Here is a 15410-nt window from a genome sequence, read left to right on the forward strand (position 1 = left end):
GTCAGTCCCATAGCTGGACGGTTTCAGAAGTGGAGGCGGTATCAACGTCTGGCAAAATCACGGTGGTGCCGTGCGGCAGGACTTCGCCTAATTCAGCCAGACCGGGATTCGCGGTCAGTACCGTCTCAACGACGCCCCCGGTTCGCCCGTAGTAGCGAAAACACAGGGCGTCGAGCGTGTCGCCCTGCTGTGCGATGACTTTCATCAGAGCTGGCTCACCATGCCGCGCGCCTGCCCCTGTAACCGGGACAAATGCCAGCGCATGTCACGCCACTGGTCATCCACCGACACCTCCAGCGCATCGGCCTTTTTGTCACCCTTCGCGCTGGCGTCATAGCTGCGGTAACGCTCATAAATCACGGCGGTGGTCATCGCACAGACCGCGCTCAGGTAGTGGAAACACTTCACGCTTTCCCCGTCGAGCGCTTCAGCGGGCACATCCGCCAGCGTTTTAAATCCCGCCTCGATCTGCGCCTCCCGGAAGAGATAAAGCTCAGCGTTGACCTCGGCCATTGCGGACTTAATCGCGGCGCGCAGTCTTTCATCCGTCACGACGTGACCGAGGCGGATACGTTCGCTCACCAGTTTTGGGTCAACGTCCGGGAAAAAAAACGTATTGGTGATAACGGGAATGACCGCCTGCTCTGGGGGGATCACTACGGTGGAGCTCGCCGCTGCTGCGGTCATGACAATATCCATGTTCAAACCTCAAATAGGTGGACGGTGGACGCAGGCGTCAGACGAGGTGAAAACCTGCATCGGCCTGCGTGCCGTCCGGCGCGGGGCGCTTTCTGTTAACAACTGGGCTTTGTCTTACGCGGGCGACCACGCTTAGCCGGGGTGGCTTTAGGCTTGGTTTTGCGCGGGGCGGCATCAGGCTTCGCCACCACCACCGCTGGCCGCAGCGCCCTCTCCAGTTGCTCTATGTCTTTTTTCACACCAGCGACGCTATCAAGCTGCATCGCGCGCTTTAGCTGATTAAGCGCCTGTTCGGGCTGGCCGTTGTCACGCAGTACCAGACCGGTAATTTTGTGCAGCTTGGCGCGTACCGGATCCGGCATGTCATGCGGGAGGGTCATATCAATCACGGTCAGTAGATCATCAACGCTGACGGATTCCCCGGCACTGCGGGCGCGCATCGCGGCCAGCGCAACATCTTCGGCAAATAAATACGGCGTCGGGCGCTTGTTATTCGGCACACTGAGGCCGTGTTTTAGCGCATAGCGCGCCATGTCGAACGTGCCGCGAATGTCCCCGGCATCGAGTGACCACTGCAACATCGTCATCAGGACGTCATCCTGATTTCCGGCATCGCTGGCCAGCACACCGGCAATCCACGGCGCATAGGCTGGCAACATGTCGCGCTTGCGTCGGGCTTTGTCTTCAACGGAATAAATGGATTTGAGTATCTGGCGGTCTCCGCGCAGCTTCATCAGCATCTGACCGTAGGGCAGTGCCGAACGCAGCGGATCACTGACCCGCTGCGATGAGGCTTTTTCAGCAGAGACCCGCATCATGTGACGCTGTGCGGGACTCAGCATGGTTACGCCTCTGTTTCAGGTTGGGTTTCGGTCACCGGTGATGAGGCCGGCTCGTTTTTTTCAGGGGTGAAATCGCCGAGCTCGATGTTTTCAATCATCGCCGCGCAACCGTAGTCTTCGACCACAAAGTCAATTTTCAGGGACTCGTAATTTTCGATGCGGTCACGGCGCGCTACTTCTTCGATATGGCGACGGTGTGAGCTGTCCATGATGTAGATAGACAGGTTATCCAGACGGGTGATCAGCAGGGCATTGTCCGGGAAGTAAGGCACACGCACCGCAGGCAAATTACCGATGCGTTTCTGGCTGACGATAATGTCACCGGCCAGTTTTTCGCTGTTTTCCTGCGACTTGTTAATCAGCGGGAAATACTTATCGGAAAGCATCTTGCGGCCGCAAATCACTACCAGTCCGGGGTCTTCTGAGTGCCACGCATCCAGCAGAAAATCGGTGGCGTTCATGACAGCGGCGTCGATATTTTCGAAATCACCGTTCTTACCGATTCGCACAGTGGCAGAGACAATTGCGCCGTCATCATCGGTGATTTTATCCATCACGCGCTCGGCGGCTTCGTTACGCAGCTTTTGCAACCAGCCGACAGCCACGTCCTGCAACATCTGGAACTTGCTGCGGTCAGAAGTTTCCGCGCGGCTTACGCCGTTGAAACCGGCCATGATGTAATCCAGTGCCTGACGTTTAGCGATTGCATCACGCAGACGGGTCTGGAAGTCCTGATAACGCGCCCACAAATCGAGGGTGTTGTAGCGGATATGGAAATCGAAATTGACCTGCTCGCACTTATATTTGCGTGAAGCCAGCGCCTGAAAATCTGCGGTTTTACGTTCGCTGCCGCCGTCGGTATCCGTGGTACTGGCAATAGAGCCGGTCACGCCAAGGCCGATTTTTTCACCTTCCTGTTCATCAACCGGCACCATGTTGATGCGACTCAGAAATTCAGAGGACTCCTGCACGGTGGTGATTAAGGTCTGCGTTACAGAGGGTTCAACGCTGAATTTTTTACTTAAATCCTCCACATCGACGCCGTTCAGCTCGGCCAGACGGGACAGGTAGGCATTAAATTTAAAACGGGTGTTCTTACGCATGTTTCTCTCACTGTTTATCAGGAATAAAGGGGAACGCCGCCGGTTAGCAGTTCGTCAAAAAGGTGCTTTCACCGTTGCCACCCGGAGATACCGGGCGTTTCGGTTGTTTGAAACTTTCGGTGCTATCGAGGGAGGTTTTTAACGAGCTAAGCGCCGCATCGCTGGTTTTCACCTGCCCTTTCAGCGCGGTAATTTCCTGCTCCAGTTCAGAGAAGCGTTTTGCGGTGGTTTCACCGGCGGTTTGTAATTCCTCGGCCACGACAGTGATTGCGCCCTGCACGTCAGAAAAACGGGCGTCATCGGTGGTCTGCTTGGTGCTGAACATCCCTTTGATCTTTTCAGTCAGGTTAGTGAGCAGGTTGTCGGGCAGGTCTTCGAAATCCAGCTCGGCAATGGTGGCCACGGAGAACAAATCATCCGGCTGGTCTTTCTTACCGGCGAACGGGTTGACCTTAGCGCGGGCGCTGAATTCGAGCATTTCCGTTCCAAGGCTGGCGGGATCATCGGTCACGGCCAGCCCCACCAGATAGGCTTTACCGGTGTTAGCGAAATTCGGGCGAATTTCCATAGAGGTGTAAATTTTCTGCCCCGCTTTGACCATTGCGGCCAGCTCGTCAGTCGGGGTGATTTTGGCAAACAGCGCCCACTTACCCTTCAGGGCTGAATCATCATCAATTTTCTCGCCTTTCAGTTCGACGACATCACCGAGACGCTTAAAGTCACCGCTCGGTAATAAGCCTCTGATGTGCTCCAGATTGATGCGGCAACCGTAGACACGCGGATCAAACGCTGTGGCCATTTGCTGAATGTCGCTTGCCTCAATATTGCGGCCGTCGCAGGTATCACCCTCAACGCCGATTCGAAACCATTTCGATACTTTCTTTGCCATTGTTCAGATGTCCTGAGTGGGAGTTAGGTTCGGGGCTAGTTTCCCGACCTGACGCCCGCACGGCCAGCGGCGGCCGTCTGACGATCCATTACACAACAGGGGGTTAATGCGAGGGTGTGAGTGGTTGCGTAGCGTGACGCTCATCCATTCAGCGGAGCGACACAATGACCGAGAACAACGCAGGATTAATCAGCGACCCGCGCAGACAGGCGGCACTGCTTTACTGGCAGGGTTTTTCCGTCACGCAAATAGCGGAAATGCTCAGCCTGAAAAAACCCACAGTGCAGAGCTGGAAACAGCGGGAGAAATGGGACGCCGTCGCCCCTATTTCCCGCATTGAAACCAGCATCGAGGCGCGGGTCATTCAACTGGTGATGAAGAGTAAAAAAGAGGGGCAGGATTTTAAAGAAATCGACCTGCTGGGCCGACAGATTGAGCGCCTCGCAAGGGTTAACCGCTACATGTCCACCGGCAGCGAAGCGGATTTAAATCCGAACGTGGCGAACCGCAACAAAGGGGAGCGAAAAAAGGCGGAGAAAAACGTTTTCACGGATGACGCTATTGCCAAACTCAATGACATTTTTCTCGATGAGGCGTTTGAGTATCAGCGCGGCTGGCATCAGGCGGGTTTACAGCACCGCATCCGCAATATTCTCAAATCTCGCCAGATTGGCGCGACCTTCTTTTTTGCCCGCGAGGCACTGCTTGATGCACTGACCACCGGACGTAATCAGATATTTATTTCGGCCAGTAAATCACAGGCGCACGTCTTTAAAAATTACATTATCGACTTTGCCCGTCAGGTTGACGTAGACCTCAAAGGCGACCCGATGCAGCTTTCAAACGGGGCGCGCCTGTTCTTTCTCGGAACAAATATCCGCACCGCGCAGAGCTACACCGGCAATCTGTATCTGGATGAATATTTCTGGATCCCGAAATTTCAGGAGCTGCGCAAAGTGGCCTCCGGGATGTCACTGCATAAAAAATGGCGTACCACCTATTTCTCCACGCCGTCGAGCCTAGCCCACAGCGCCTATCCGTTTTGGTCTGGTGAGTTATTTAATAAAGGGCGTCGGCATAAAGACCAGCGAATTCAGCTCGACCTCAGCCACAGCCATTTAGCCGCCGGTGTGGAATGTGCCGACGGCCAGTGGCGGCAAATTGTCACCGTGGAAGATGCGCTGTCCGGGGGCTGCGATCTGTTCGACATTAATCAGCTTTCACTGGAATACAGCCCATCTGAATATCAGAACCTGCTGATGTGTGAATTTGTCGATGATAAGTCCTCGGTATTCCCGTTTGAGGAGTTGCAGGGCTGCATGGTGGACAGTCTCGAAGAGTGGCCAGACTTTAATCCCTACGTATTTCACCCGTTCGATGACAATCCAGTGTGGATTGGTTACGACCCGTCGGAAGCGAACGGCGGCGACAGTGCCGGGTGTGTGGTCATTGCTCCACCCGATCAGCCGGGCGGCATTTTCCGCATTCTGGAACGTCACCAGTGGCAGGGTATGGATTTTGATGCGCAGGCCAAAGCCATCGAGGCACTGACAGAAAAATATAACGTTGAATACATCGGTATCGATGCCACCACCGTGGGTCAGGGCGTTTATCAGCTCGTCAGGCAGTTTTACCCGGCGGCGCGTGAAATCAAATACACGCCGGAAGTGAAGACGGAAATGGTACTGAAAGCGAAAAACACCATCCATCGCGGCTGTCTGCAATACGACGCTGGCCACACGGATATCACGGCGTCATTCATGGCCATTCAGAAAACAATGACGGCCAGCGGGGCGAAATCAACCTACCGCGCGAGCCGCAGTGAAGAAGCCAGCCACGCCGACGTCGCGTGGGCAACGATGCACGTTTTGATTAACGAGCCGCTGACCGCCGCCTCCGGCAAACAAATAAAATCTACCTTGGTGATGTTCTGATATGACCCGTAAAAAAAACCGCATCAATAAAAAACTGACGCCGCAATCCGACGCCCAGAAAAGTGAGATTTTCCGCTTTGACGAACCGGCCACGGTGATGGATCGCCGCGATATTCTTAATTATCTAGAATGCCTCAGCAACGGGAAATGGTACGAGCCGCCGGTCACTTTCTCCGGGTTGGCTAAAAGCTTCCGCGCCGCCGTTCACCACAGTTCGCCGATGTACGTTAAGCGTAATATTCTGGCGAGTACGTTCATCCCTCACCCACTGCTTTCTCAGCAGCAATTCAGCCGCTACGCGCTGGACTACATTGTTTTTGGTAATGCGTTCATCGAAAAACGCCTGAGCGTGACCGGCCAGCTTCTCAAGCTGGAGGCGTCACCGGCCAAGTACACACGCCGGGGTGTTGAGGAAGATGTTTACTGGTTCGTGGAGAATTACATAACCCCCCACACCTTTGGTCAGGGGGACGTTTTTCATTTGCAAGAGCCGGACATTAATCAGGAACTGTACGGCCTGCCGGAATACCTGAGCGCATTAAATAGCGCATGGCTCAATGAGTCAGCGACGCTGTACCGTCGGAAATATTTCCTCAACGGCGCACACGCGGGCTATGTCATGTATGTGACCGACCCGGCGCAAAACTCGCAGGACGTGACCGCACTGCGCGACATGATGACGAAATCCAAAGGGTCAGGGAATTTTAAAAATATTTTCTACCACGCACCCGGCGGAAAATCGGATGCGATCAAAATCATTCCCCTCAGCGAAGTGGCGACCAAGGACGATTTCTTTAACATCAAGAACGCAACACGCGACGACCTGCTTAGCGCGCACCGGGTGCCACCGCAGATGATGGGCATTATCCCAAACAACACCGGCGGCTTTGGTGATGTTGAGAAAGCAGCAAAGGTATTTGTGCGTAATGAGCTGGTCCCGTTGCAGGAGCGCATGAAGGAGTTAAACGAGTGGGTAGGAAAAGAGGTGGTCAGGTTTACTGATTACGAACTTTAAAACCAACCATTGAGAAGAACCGCCGGGACAACGGCGGTTTTTTTACGCCCTATTCAAGGCCATGAACGCCGCGATACGGGGCGTCCCCGCCGAACAGCTTCAAACCTGACCGAACCAACAAAAAGCCACCACGGCGCGCTCAGGCGCGAGAATAAATATAAAAAAGTGGGTTTGCGCGCAATGCTATCCCCGCCACGCCTGCCCGCTTTGTGTGTTGGTTTTAATGCAGTTGCCTGTGATGTCTTAAGCCATACTGACTCTGGTGAAGAGGCTAAAATAATTGAACAAATTCATTACGCAAAGTAATGCAATTTTATGCATCCAGAATAATGAAATATGGCGATTCCAAAGTCATTCATTTATTTATATGCTAAAAGAATGTAAAGCTTTATGATGTCTGATCTTGGATCATCATAAAGCCTATATTTACATTGTAATAGCAAGAATTAAAGATATTCAATCTTCAAGAAAGAAGAAACATTATTTGCAAATGAATTATAAACTTTCTCTATATTGCTTCTTCTGTATTCGATGATTTCTTCCTTGCTTCTATCATTTGACGAAAGCGAAAATGTAGGAACAGCGTTTTCAATCACTTTCACAGCCAACTTATCATCACTGTGAGTGTATGCGAAAAATATTTTACTACCAAGAAAATTACTAAAGTTTGATCGAAATAAACTCTGTGGTGGGAAAATAGAAATAGAGTTGACATCACAAATTATTTCTTCATTTAACAAGACCGAGTTTACGTGATTTTTCAGGACTATAGCTAATATTTTACCAGAAGCTGAACCGGCTGAGTACTTAGCAGACAAATCAGGTGAGGTTGCAGATTTTAGCTGCTTACTTAAACCTACTTGATGTGAGAGTGCATCCCTAGTTAAACCGTCTTTAAAGAAGAGTATAATACCTTCAATTTTGGAAGGACTGGCTCTTCCAAGCTCATATATCGAAATAAAGAATAACCAATTTTTCAGATGTTTAGTGGATTTATTGCCATTATAGGAATGGAAGTAGTGAAACGCCATAAATAAAAGATTTGCATATGGTAGCAATGAGAATTTATTAACCAACATTTCTTTAACAAAGAAACCTAATGTTTCATCTAGGGAGGTAAGTATATCTTTTAATTGTTGAGGGTTTTTTTGGTTGATGGACTTTAGCTTTTCAACAATTTTATTTCTATCCTGGTCATAGACCTCAAATCCAATTGCTGTTTTAATTAACTGAAGGAAGACTTCATTTTTATTATTTTCATCAATGAAATGTTTTTTGAAACATATGCGAACATCATCAATGAATTTATTGATTCCGCTTTCAGAGGTGCCATTATATGTCAACGCATAAACTAAATCTTGCTGCCCTATATTTTTACCCATAGAATTTAATCTAGAAAATACCTCAACAACAGCTGATAAATCCCCTCCGTCAAGTTTTATGACTGCCATTTTATATTTTCTAATTTTATCAGCTAACACCTCGGCCTTTTCTATTAAAGAATCGTCTGAAGTGTTATCCATAATTCTACGAGCCTCCTTTAAGAATGAGGTGGTTTTTCTGAGAGATTTTATGCTTATAAGGTGAGAGTCATCTCCCTTGTTACCTCGAGAGTATGTAAAAACATCTTCTTTGAGATTAAAATATAGGTCCCATTTCCCATTCTCATCAAATATATCATCTGAAAGACAGCAAAAAAGAGTTGTGAGACGTTGTTGCCCATCAACTATGTAATATTTATCACCACTTGATTGATTTACAGTCCTTCCACCAAAATAATTCGGTGTCGGGATTTCTTTGCCACCACCATTCCATAGTAGTATAGAACCAATTGGATATCCTTTATATATGCTATCAAAGAGATATTTAATATCTTTCTCTTTCCAGACATAAGGTCTTTGGAACTCGGGTAAGACAATCTTACCATTCTCGATGTTAGAAACCAGATCATCGATAAACATTACTTCTGGGCTTACTGAAGGTATTTCGTTATCTTTATTAATCATAATATTCTCTCAATAGCCACGCAGATTTTACTAAACTCTATATTTATCTTATCACATCGTAGCGTAAAGTCATCTTTTGTTATTAAAGTGTCATCTTTATAAGCAAAATCTGAAATTTCCTTTCCAAAACCATTTTTTATTGCATTGTAAACTTCATCAGGAATATTTGCATATAGACCATTAAAGCTGGCATCGCTTTTTCTTTTATGTCCACCTTTTTTCTTAAATCCAAATTTATAATCAAAGAAATCTTTTTGCGTAGATGATAGATTTGAAAATGACTCAATTATTTTTTTTCTTGCAAAGTCTAACTTCGCTATGATTTCGTCCGGTATGTAATTCTCTATTTCCCTTTTATCTAAAGTACAACAAGTGACATTATTCTGCTCAGCAGTTTCAATTATCTTCCTCTGCACTTCGTTAATCTCATTATCTGGATATAATCGATCTGAATCATGAATAACTAAAATTCTCTTAAGGGTTTTCATTTTAGTTACTTCGCTTAATATATGTTTAGGGATCTCCCCGCACCCCCCGGCGCCTTTTATCTCCCATGAAACGTCTTTTGACTGCAAAAGTGATATTTTTTTTTGACTTTTTAGTACAGCATTAATAAATAAAGCATCACTGAATTCATTTTCAAGGATTACAACTGCCTTACGACTTAGTATTCCATTTAAATCAGATGCCTGAAATTGATTATCTCCACCTCCATGCTTGGAGATGGTTATTGCTAACTGATAATTTGTATTGATAGCTGCGACAGCCAATCTTTTAAGATAAAGCCTCTCAGTTTCATTAATGTTCTCATTACTTATTAATTCTTCAATATTTGACAAATCAATTGAGTGTGAGTTTTTATGTGAAATCATGCCACTAAAAAAGAGTAACTTATCTTCAGGTGAGTCTAATACGTCTAATTCGCACTTGATTTTCATTTTGACGAACCCGCCATCGCTAACGCTATTACCTCATCAAAATCTTCTTCAAAAATACCTTTAGGCCACCAATCAACGGCCCCTTTATCATCTACTTTGATAGGAGTAAGTCGTGCTGTCTTATTATCAGCGTCGTAATCAATATAAATAATATTGACATCATCAGACTCAATCCCCTCCGCAACACGCCTTCTAACCCTCAAAACAAATTCTTTTGAGTGCGTTTCTACAAAGATTACATTACTATTTCTAGCATTCAAATATAAATCAGCAACTGTTCCGCATGCTGCTGGATGGATATGTAGCTCCGGTTGTTCTATTATTTCAATGCCTTTGATTTTCTTTAGATCTCGTACATTTCTATTTATTATGCTAGGAAATATTTGAGCAAACCCCATACCTTCATCAATTATATTTGACTCATTGTATTGGCTACTGCAAATAACCGAGAAAGATTGATCATAAGAGCGCAAGGAAAAGTATTTCCCATCAAAATTACTATGCATCCACTCTTTAATTTTATTGCTTAAAACACCATTTGATTTAAAATCTATAGTTTTAAATATATAAGGGGCATTTTGACCCTTATCGCCTATTTCAAGATTTTTTATTGCCTTATTAGTATATGTTCTTTTCAACTCTGATCTGAAAGGACCTAAATAACTTATGTCAAAGTTATAAACCCTGACCATTTCCAATAAAACGAAAATATTGTCATCTTCAGTTGTTTTTGGGATTAATCCTTCAAAAACAATGTCTTGTCTTTTACCATTAGAAACATAATTTACATTACCATTTTTTTCTAATCCTTCTAGATCCAACTCAGCTTGATAAGTCACACCTTTATTTATCGCATTAAACTTAGACACTAGAAGTGTTTTTAATTCTGTGGAAAAAATCAATTCCGTAAAGAATGAGATATCCTCCCCATCACAGTCAAAAGAGGCACCTAATTCAAGTCTAGTGTATTCGTTATGTCCGTGAACTATATCTTGATAAGACGCCCCAATATCGATACCTAAAGGAGCGAAATCGATTACATTATCGGAACCTACATTTAGCGACTTTAAAATTAAGGGGGCTAGTCTTGCTAAAGCACTTTTCCCTGCACTGTTTTTCCCGATAAAAACGTTGAATTTACCAACATCTAGATTTACTTCTTTATACGCTTTATAGTTTTTTGCATAGAATTTTGTGGGTTTAATCATCTTTTACTTCTCTGTGTTAAAAAATCATTCTATGAACCTAAGTCTCATGCATTGAGAGACAGCATATGATGAACTAGTCCCTTTAGATTAACATGCGAGAAGGTTTGTAATTTCCCCCTAAGTTTGTCTCTGATCAACGAAAGCGTCAAACAGTATTAGCTAGCGGACCATTGAACTCCTCATTATTTTGCGCAAAAATCTGACCAACTATCAATGCTTGAGTACAAAATTTAATACCGTCGATCATCACAGACGCATCACGCGCCAAGGCTTCTAGCTCCCATCGCTCCGGCGTGATGCCATGGCTCACTAACTCTCTATAAATATGCGGTATTTTGGCCCTTTCGCACCTTGTTAATCGTGCCGAAGGAGCAAGCTTACGAGATTTGGACGGATCAAAACTTTGCTGCCGATGATTTACCGCCGGTGATTGTCGCCTTACTGCGTCTCCCAACACTTTGGCGACGTCTGGCTCACTCCAATCAACACTCGCACTCTCAACTAATTTCATCACCGCTGCGGCGTACTCAGCGGGATTGGTAGGCAAAACATCTCCGAGCCTCGCCCGAACCTTCCCACAGTTATTGACAGGACTCCGAGGCGCGCCGGAGGCGCTTATTAAATTCAAAGGATGAACGGCAACTTCAACAGCCTTGGCGACAATGCGCCATTTTGTTGTGCGTGTTTCGTGGATGAGGTCAGTGCCAAGATGAGGGGCATAAACGCCGATGATTTTCTGGATCTCTTCGTCGTACTCGTTTAACTCATCAATCACTTGGCGGGCAGTTCTTACCGTTTGCTCATCGCGTGGGACATTCGCCCCACCCTGCGCAGAAATATATGCGGCGAAATCACCACCGTCTGCCGCTGCTCTTGCAGCTTCGACAAGTTCGTCAAACTCGCTAGCGATACTCACGCCACGCGGCAATCTGCGCAGCTCGCGATAGGCTCCCATTGTTGGTACACCGATAGATTTAAATTGCGGTATACGCCATGTAGAAGCCCATGCAGTAACGGCTGCGGCAGTCTCTGACAATGATCGGCCAGTCTCATGGTCTATCTCACCTTCCAGAGCATAACCATCAATATTCTTGGCTATGTATTTAGCGATATAGCCTGCCGCCCCGCCTTTATTTAAATGCTTACACTCAAAACGCTGAGCTTGTGCCCCACATTCATCTCCATCTTCTTGGAGTGCATAGCGACGCATGATGTCAACGGCAGGCTGACGGTGAGCTTTATCGCAAAACAACATCATATGCCAGTGAGGTGTAGCGTCGTGGTGAGGCTCAACTACGCGCATTCCGTATACCTTGATGCCGTTATCTTTGAATGCTGTACGCATCTTGCCCCAGATTTTCACCAGATAGCGCTGGCCATCCTTTGGTGAAAACGCCTCTTTATCCCACTTATGATTGAAATTAACGCGGCGATCAGTCTTTTTCCCGACCATGCGTGTTGGATGGTATTTTGACGGTGTGGTTATCGTGAGGAACATGCCAACATGACCAACTTCTGAGGCATATTTTTCAATTCCTGCAATAGTGCTCATCAACTCCATACGACGGATTTCAGGGTTAGAAATACTCCCCATTACCTTATCGATGAGATCTATACGTTCCCCTGTTTCGATGTTTTCTAAATCACAGGATTTCAGATATTCCATGTTTGCTAAGCGGCGCGCCCGAACATCCCGGATAGCCTGTTTGCTGGCATAGCCAGACTTTTGCAGACTAACCTCGCCAACAGCAATCAGGAGAGATTCGCGCCATTGAGTGCGCTGCGCTTTTAACTGTCGAATCCACCACTCATCATTTACTAATCGCGCGATGCTGGAGAACGCTGAGCGCATATCCAGTTTGCGTTTACAGTATTTTTGCCAGTGCATTGGAGTGATATTAAAAACGCGGGCAGCACCGGCAACCTCACCATAAATTTTCTGCTGTGCGCTATCGGTGAATAACTTGGCTTGAACCCCGTTGTGCTGACTAAGAAGCCGATCGCTCTGCTCTTCATATTCTGTGAACAGCCGGGATGAAATTTGCATAGCGAGACGTTTCAGCGCTTTATCATTCATTCCAGCTAACTGGCGATAACTCTCAGCCTCATCAGTAAAAATTTCATTAGCTCTGCCACTTAAGGCCAACGCATATTTAGTCTGTACAACCTCGATGCGAGGCCAAATCCGTGGCATAAAAACATTGATGAGGTAACGATGTGCAGCCAGCAGCCCTGAGCTTTCTTTAAGATATTCATACCGGCTAGAGAAAATGCCACTTAGAAAAAATGGCAGCGCGTGGATCTTGCGTAAGGCATCTTGCCCCTGATGGAATTCATCACGGGTAAGAGGTCTTTCTTTTGATATTGCAGGACGGGGAGCATTCCAAGGGTATGCGCCGACAAAAGGAACCTTGTCGGCTTTTATTAGTTTAGGTGGTGGCGAGGGCGCGATACGCCCTCTTGCATTCATCAGCACGTTATTTACCGGACTGCGTCACGTTAAAAGCAACCCGGCAAAGATCCCCAATATCAGTTATCTCATCAGCCAGTTCCGCAAGGGTACGGACATCAGAATCTCTGATATGAAAATGCAGTAATCCTTTCACCAACTGGTCAATTTTGGCGTAGTAAGCCGTGGCTTCTAAATATTCCTGCCCTTTCTTATCGCCAGAAAGAACAGTTTTCTTTTTGTTGAGAATGAACTGGTAGCAGTCACTTGTCACAACCCAATTGTCACCTACAGAAATTCGAATCATGCTTAGCTCCTGAAATGTTTTTTCTGTTGTTCGGTGATTTCTTGGCATGGCACACAACGCACTACACCGGGAAATGCGGCACGGCGAGCCAAAGGGATTGGCTGGTCGCAGTCTTCACAGACTGAGGCCGATACCCCATTGCTATGAATACGATGTGCAGCTACCTGATGAGTCAAAATTTCGAGATTTCTTTCCTGCACGGAATCCATTAAATCTGGCATTACATCACCCCTTTATTTTCTAAACCTTCGTTGTGAAAACGGATGGACTCTTGTCCGAGTAATTCAAGAATTTGAACCCTGTCTAATTGCTCTTGAATCGCGTGACTAATTAGCGAATCCAGATGCGAAGAAAAGGTGATTGCTGCATCAGCCTTAGCCTGATTTTGTGCCTGATTTAACATCCAATTCGTTGCTTCGCTGTCTGCTTTATTTCTCATTTCCTGACCAACTGTTAAGCTCATCTCTGGCTCCAGACAAAGGGATTCCCTACGCAATCAAGCGCAGAATTAAAAATGGTTAATTAGTGGAGGTAAGTTTCGGGGCGAACCGACGTTAATACAGTCGGCGCATTTTCGAACAGGCTAAATAATTCCCGCAGTGCCCGGAATAAAGCTTCTCTCCATGAGCAGGTTTCGTCATCGATTCGCCAATATGGCTGGCTGAATTCCTCTTCCGTTAATCCTGCATGAAAATATAAAGTGCGGCGTTCGCTAATGTTTAAACGTCCGATAAAACATGACTTGGTGATCCTGAAACTACGATACTTTGCAAAAGCAGCCCGGAGCTCATCAATTGCGCAGACAATACGCTCACGATCGCAATCGTTCATTTCCTGCAATTTCATAACTGAATGCCGTTGTCTTAACTGAGCATGAAAACAGATGGTCAGACGTTCACGTTCGCTCATCTTGTTATAGAAATCACACGAGGTTTGCCAGCGAGCAGGCGCAAGGCGCTCACCAACAGCAGCGCGAAGCCCGGCAGGCTGATTCATTACGATAGCCGCAGTGATTACTGTCATTTCTTCCCCCATGATAAAAACCGTTTTACTGCTACCGCGCGCATAGAACGGCGTGAGCAGATAATGATTCCTTTGCGGCCTTTCCCATGTGTAATTGAATTATTCATGGGACGTGCGGTTTGATGATTCCAGAGCAGTGGTGCTAAAGAGATTGGGTTTTGCATATCACTGGCCTCTTCTATGCTGCGCGGCCGCGTCCACGGCAAGGCTTACTTGCACTAATACGGTCTTTCCATCCGTGCCATTCTGCCGGTGCATCTTCAACAAGCTGATCAGCAAACTTGTCCCACTCTTTACGGCTAATCCATAACTCTGCATGCCCTCCGGGCTTTAGTGGATCAGCCATGTAAAAAGCTGGGAGTTTTCCGGCCTTGGCCATGGCTACAATTGCGGCTGGGGTTTTACCCACGTAAAGCGCAAAGCCTTCCTTTGAAAGTAGGTTGCCGGGCTTTTCCGACAAATTGATTGGCTTCCGCTTTGCCCCAGCCTCTGGATTGATGGTGGCATTTTCATCTGAGCTCTCAGATTCAATGGTTTTCGCTTCTACTGTCATTTGCTATTCTCCGACTTGGCTCCGTATCACGTTCTGGCACCATTTAGGCTGCTTTGAGTGTGATTGCGGTTTTTAGTTTTCAATATAATTACGAGAACTCGATATTATGTCAACATCTCAAGGCGAAAAACTTAAACTCATCCGTGACTCCGAAAGGCTAAGCATTCGGGAACTAACTGATATCGTTGGAATTAGTTACACCACCTATCACGGCTATGAAAATGACAAATCAAAGATGACCTTTGAATCTGGCGTCAAGCTGTTCAAGCTTCCTCGTTTTCGCAAATATCAGAACTGGTTCATGTTCGATGAGACCGATCCCGCATCCGGCCAAATAGCGCCGGCACTCGCACACTCTGGGCAAGAAAATCCAACCTCGTCCCACTCAGACCAAAAGACTGGCTGACCATATACGCCGCACAAATATGTGATTTTTGTACAGTC

At 46.7% G+C, this 15410-nt stretch carries 17 protein-coding genes; 3 read left to right on the forward strand and 14 right to left on the reverse strand.

Annotated features, from left to right (window positions below):
- Window position 1 precedes the first annotated feature (1 nt).
- From EVX52_RS10105 to EVX52_RS10125, 5 genes are all read right to left on the reverse strand, one after another.
- Entirely contained in the window at window positions 2-205 is a 204-nt protein-coding gene (locus EVX52_RS10105; protein WP_015689595.1) for a tail protein X, read from the reverse strand.
- Window positions 205-699, reverse strand: a complete 495-nt coding sequence (locus tag EVX52_RS10110; RefSeq protein WP_112151133.1) for a head completion/stabilization protein — start codon at window positions 697-699, stop codon at window positions 205-207. Before EVX52_RS10110 ends, EVX52_RS10105 begins: the two co-directional genes overlap by 1 nt.
- Before the next feature lie 95 nt (window positions 700-794).
- Window positions 795-1541 (reverse strand): phage terminase small subunit, encoded by a 747-nt coding sequence (gene gpM, locus EVX52_RS10115; protein WP_129991212.1) that lies wholly within the window; start codon window positions 1539-1541, stop codon window positions 795-797.
- Window positions 1542-1543: 2 nt separating this feature from the next.
- Window positions 1544-2644, reverse strand: a complete 1101-nt coding sequence (locus EVX52_RS10120; protein ID WP_129991213.1) for a phage major capsid protein, P2 family — start codon at window positions 2642-2644, stop codon at window positions 1544-1546.
- A 43-nt stretch (window positions 2645-2687) separates the two neighbouring features.
- Window positions 2688-3533: a GPO family capsid scaffolding protein gene (locus tag EVX52_RS10125; RefSeq protein ID WP_129991214.1), complete on the reverse strand. Its 846-nt coding sequence runs from the start codon at window positions 3531-3533 to the stop codon at window positions 2688-2690.
- 164 nt (window positions 3534-3697) lie between these two features.
- Between EVX52_RS10125 and EVX52_RS10130 the strand changes: the two genes are divergently transcribed.
- Both EVX52_RS10130 and EVX52_RS10135 read left to right on the forward strand, forming a co-directional pair.
- A complete protein-coding gene (locus EVX52_RS10130; protein ID WP_129991215.1) occupies window positions 3698-5467 on the forward strand; it encodes a terminase ATPase subunit family protein in 1770 nt (589 codons plus the stop codon).
- Window position 5468: 1 nt separating this feature from the next.
- Window positions 5469-6482, forward strand: a complete 1014-nt coding sequence (locus EVX52_RS10135; protein ID WP_129991216.1) for a phage portal protein — start codon at window positions 5469-5471, stop codon at window positions 6480-6482.
- 446 nt (window positions 6483-6928) lie between these two features.
- Here EVX52_RS10135 and EVX52_RS10140 read toward each other — a convergent pair whose 3' ends face one another.
- The 9 genes from EVX52_RS10140 to EVX52_RS10180 all read right to left on the reverse strand — a co-directional run bounded on the left by EVX52_RS10140 (window position 6929) and on the right by EVX52_RS10180 (window position 14966).
- Window positions 6929-8488 (reverse strand): DUF262 domain-containing protein, encoded by a 1560-nt coding sequence (locus EVX52_RS10140; protein WP_129991217.1) that lies wholly within the window; start codon window positions 8486-8488, stop codon window positions 6929-6931.
- Entirely contained in the window at window positions 8485-9426 is a 942-nt protein-coding gene (locus tag EVX52_RS10145) for a hypothetical protein (RefSeq protein ID WP_129991218.1), read from the reverse strand. Before EVX52_RS10145 ends, EVX52_RS10140 begins: the two co-directional genes overlap by 4 nt.
- Window positions 9423-10634: a DUF3696 domain-containing protein gene (locus EVX52_RS10150; RefSeq protein ID WP_129991219.1), complete on the reverse strand. Its 1212-nt coding sequence runs from the start codon at window positions 10632-10634 to the stop codon at window positions 9423-9425. The genes EVX52_RS10145 and EVX52_RS10150 overlap by 4 nt, the downstream gene beginning before the upstream one ends.
- A 145-nt stretch (window positions 10635-10779) precedes the next feature.
- Window positions 10780-13104 (reverse strand): replication endonuclease, encoded by a 2325-nt coding sequence (locus tag EVX52_RS10155; RefSeq protein ID WP_240783461.1) that lies wholly within the window; start codon window positions 13102-13104, stop codon window positions 10780-10782.
- Between the two features lie 7 nt (window positions 13105-13111).
- Complete coding sequence (locus EVX52_RS10160; RefSeq protein WP_129991220.1) at window positions 13112-13390, reverse strand: DUF5405 family protein; 279 nt, start codon at window positions 13388-13390, stop codon at window positions 13112-13114.
- Window positions 13391-13392: 2 nt separating this feature from the next.
- Window positions 13393-13611, reverse strand: a complete 219-nt coding sequence (locus EVX52_RS10165) for a TraR/DksA family transcriptional regulator (protein ID WP_129991221.1) — start codon at window positions 13609-13611, stop codon at window positions 13393-13395.
- Window positions 13611-13853, reverse strand: a complete 243-nt coding sequence (locus EVX52_RS10170; RefSeq protein WP_129991222.1) for a DUF2732 family protein — start codon at window positions 13851-13853, stop codon at window positions 13611-13613. The genes EVX52_RS10165 and EVX52_RS10170 overlap by 1 nt, the downstream gene beginning before the upstream one ends.
- A 59-nt stretch (window positions 13854-13912) precedes the next feature.
- Window positions 13913-14413, reverse strand: a complete 501-nt coding sequence (locus EVX52_RS10175; RefSeq protein ID WP_013574791.1) for a hypothetical protein — start codon at window positions 14411-14413, stop codon at window positions 13913-13915.
- Between the two features lie 178 nt (window positions 14414-14591).
- Window positions 14592-14966, reverse strand: coding sequence for a Cox family DNA-binding protein (locus tag EVX52_RS10180; protein WP_129991223.1), 375 nt, complete (start codon window positions 14964-14966; stop codon window positions 14592-14594).
- 106 nt (window positions 14967-15072) lie between these two features.
- Between EVX52_RS10180 and EVX52_RS10185 the strand changes: the two genes are divergently transcribed.
- Window positions 15073-15372, forward strand: a complete 300-nt coding sequence (locus EVX52_RS10185; RefSeq protein WP_013574789.1) for a helix-turn-helix transcriptional regulator — start codon at window positions 15073-15075, stop codon at window positions 15370-15372.
- Window positions 15373-15410: the final 38 nt, after the last annotated feature.

Origin of the sequence: Rahnella sp. CFA14(1/10) (assembly GCF_004195095.1) — a bacterium.
Lineage (GTDB): Bacteria > Pseudomonadota > Gammaproteobacteria > Enterobacterales > Enterobacteriaceae > Rahnella > Rahnella perminowiae.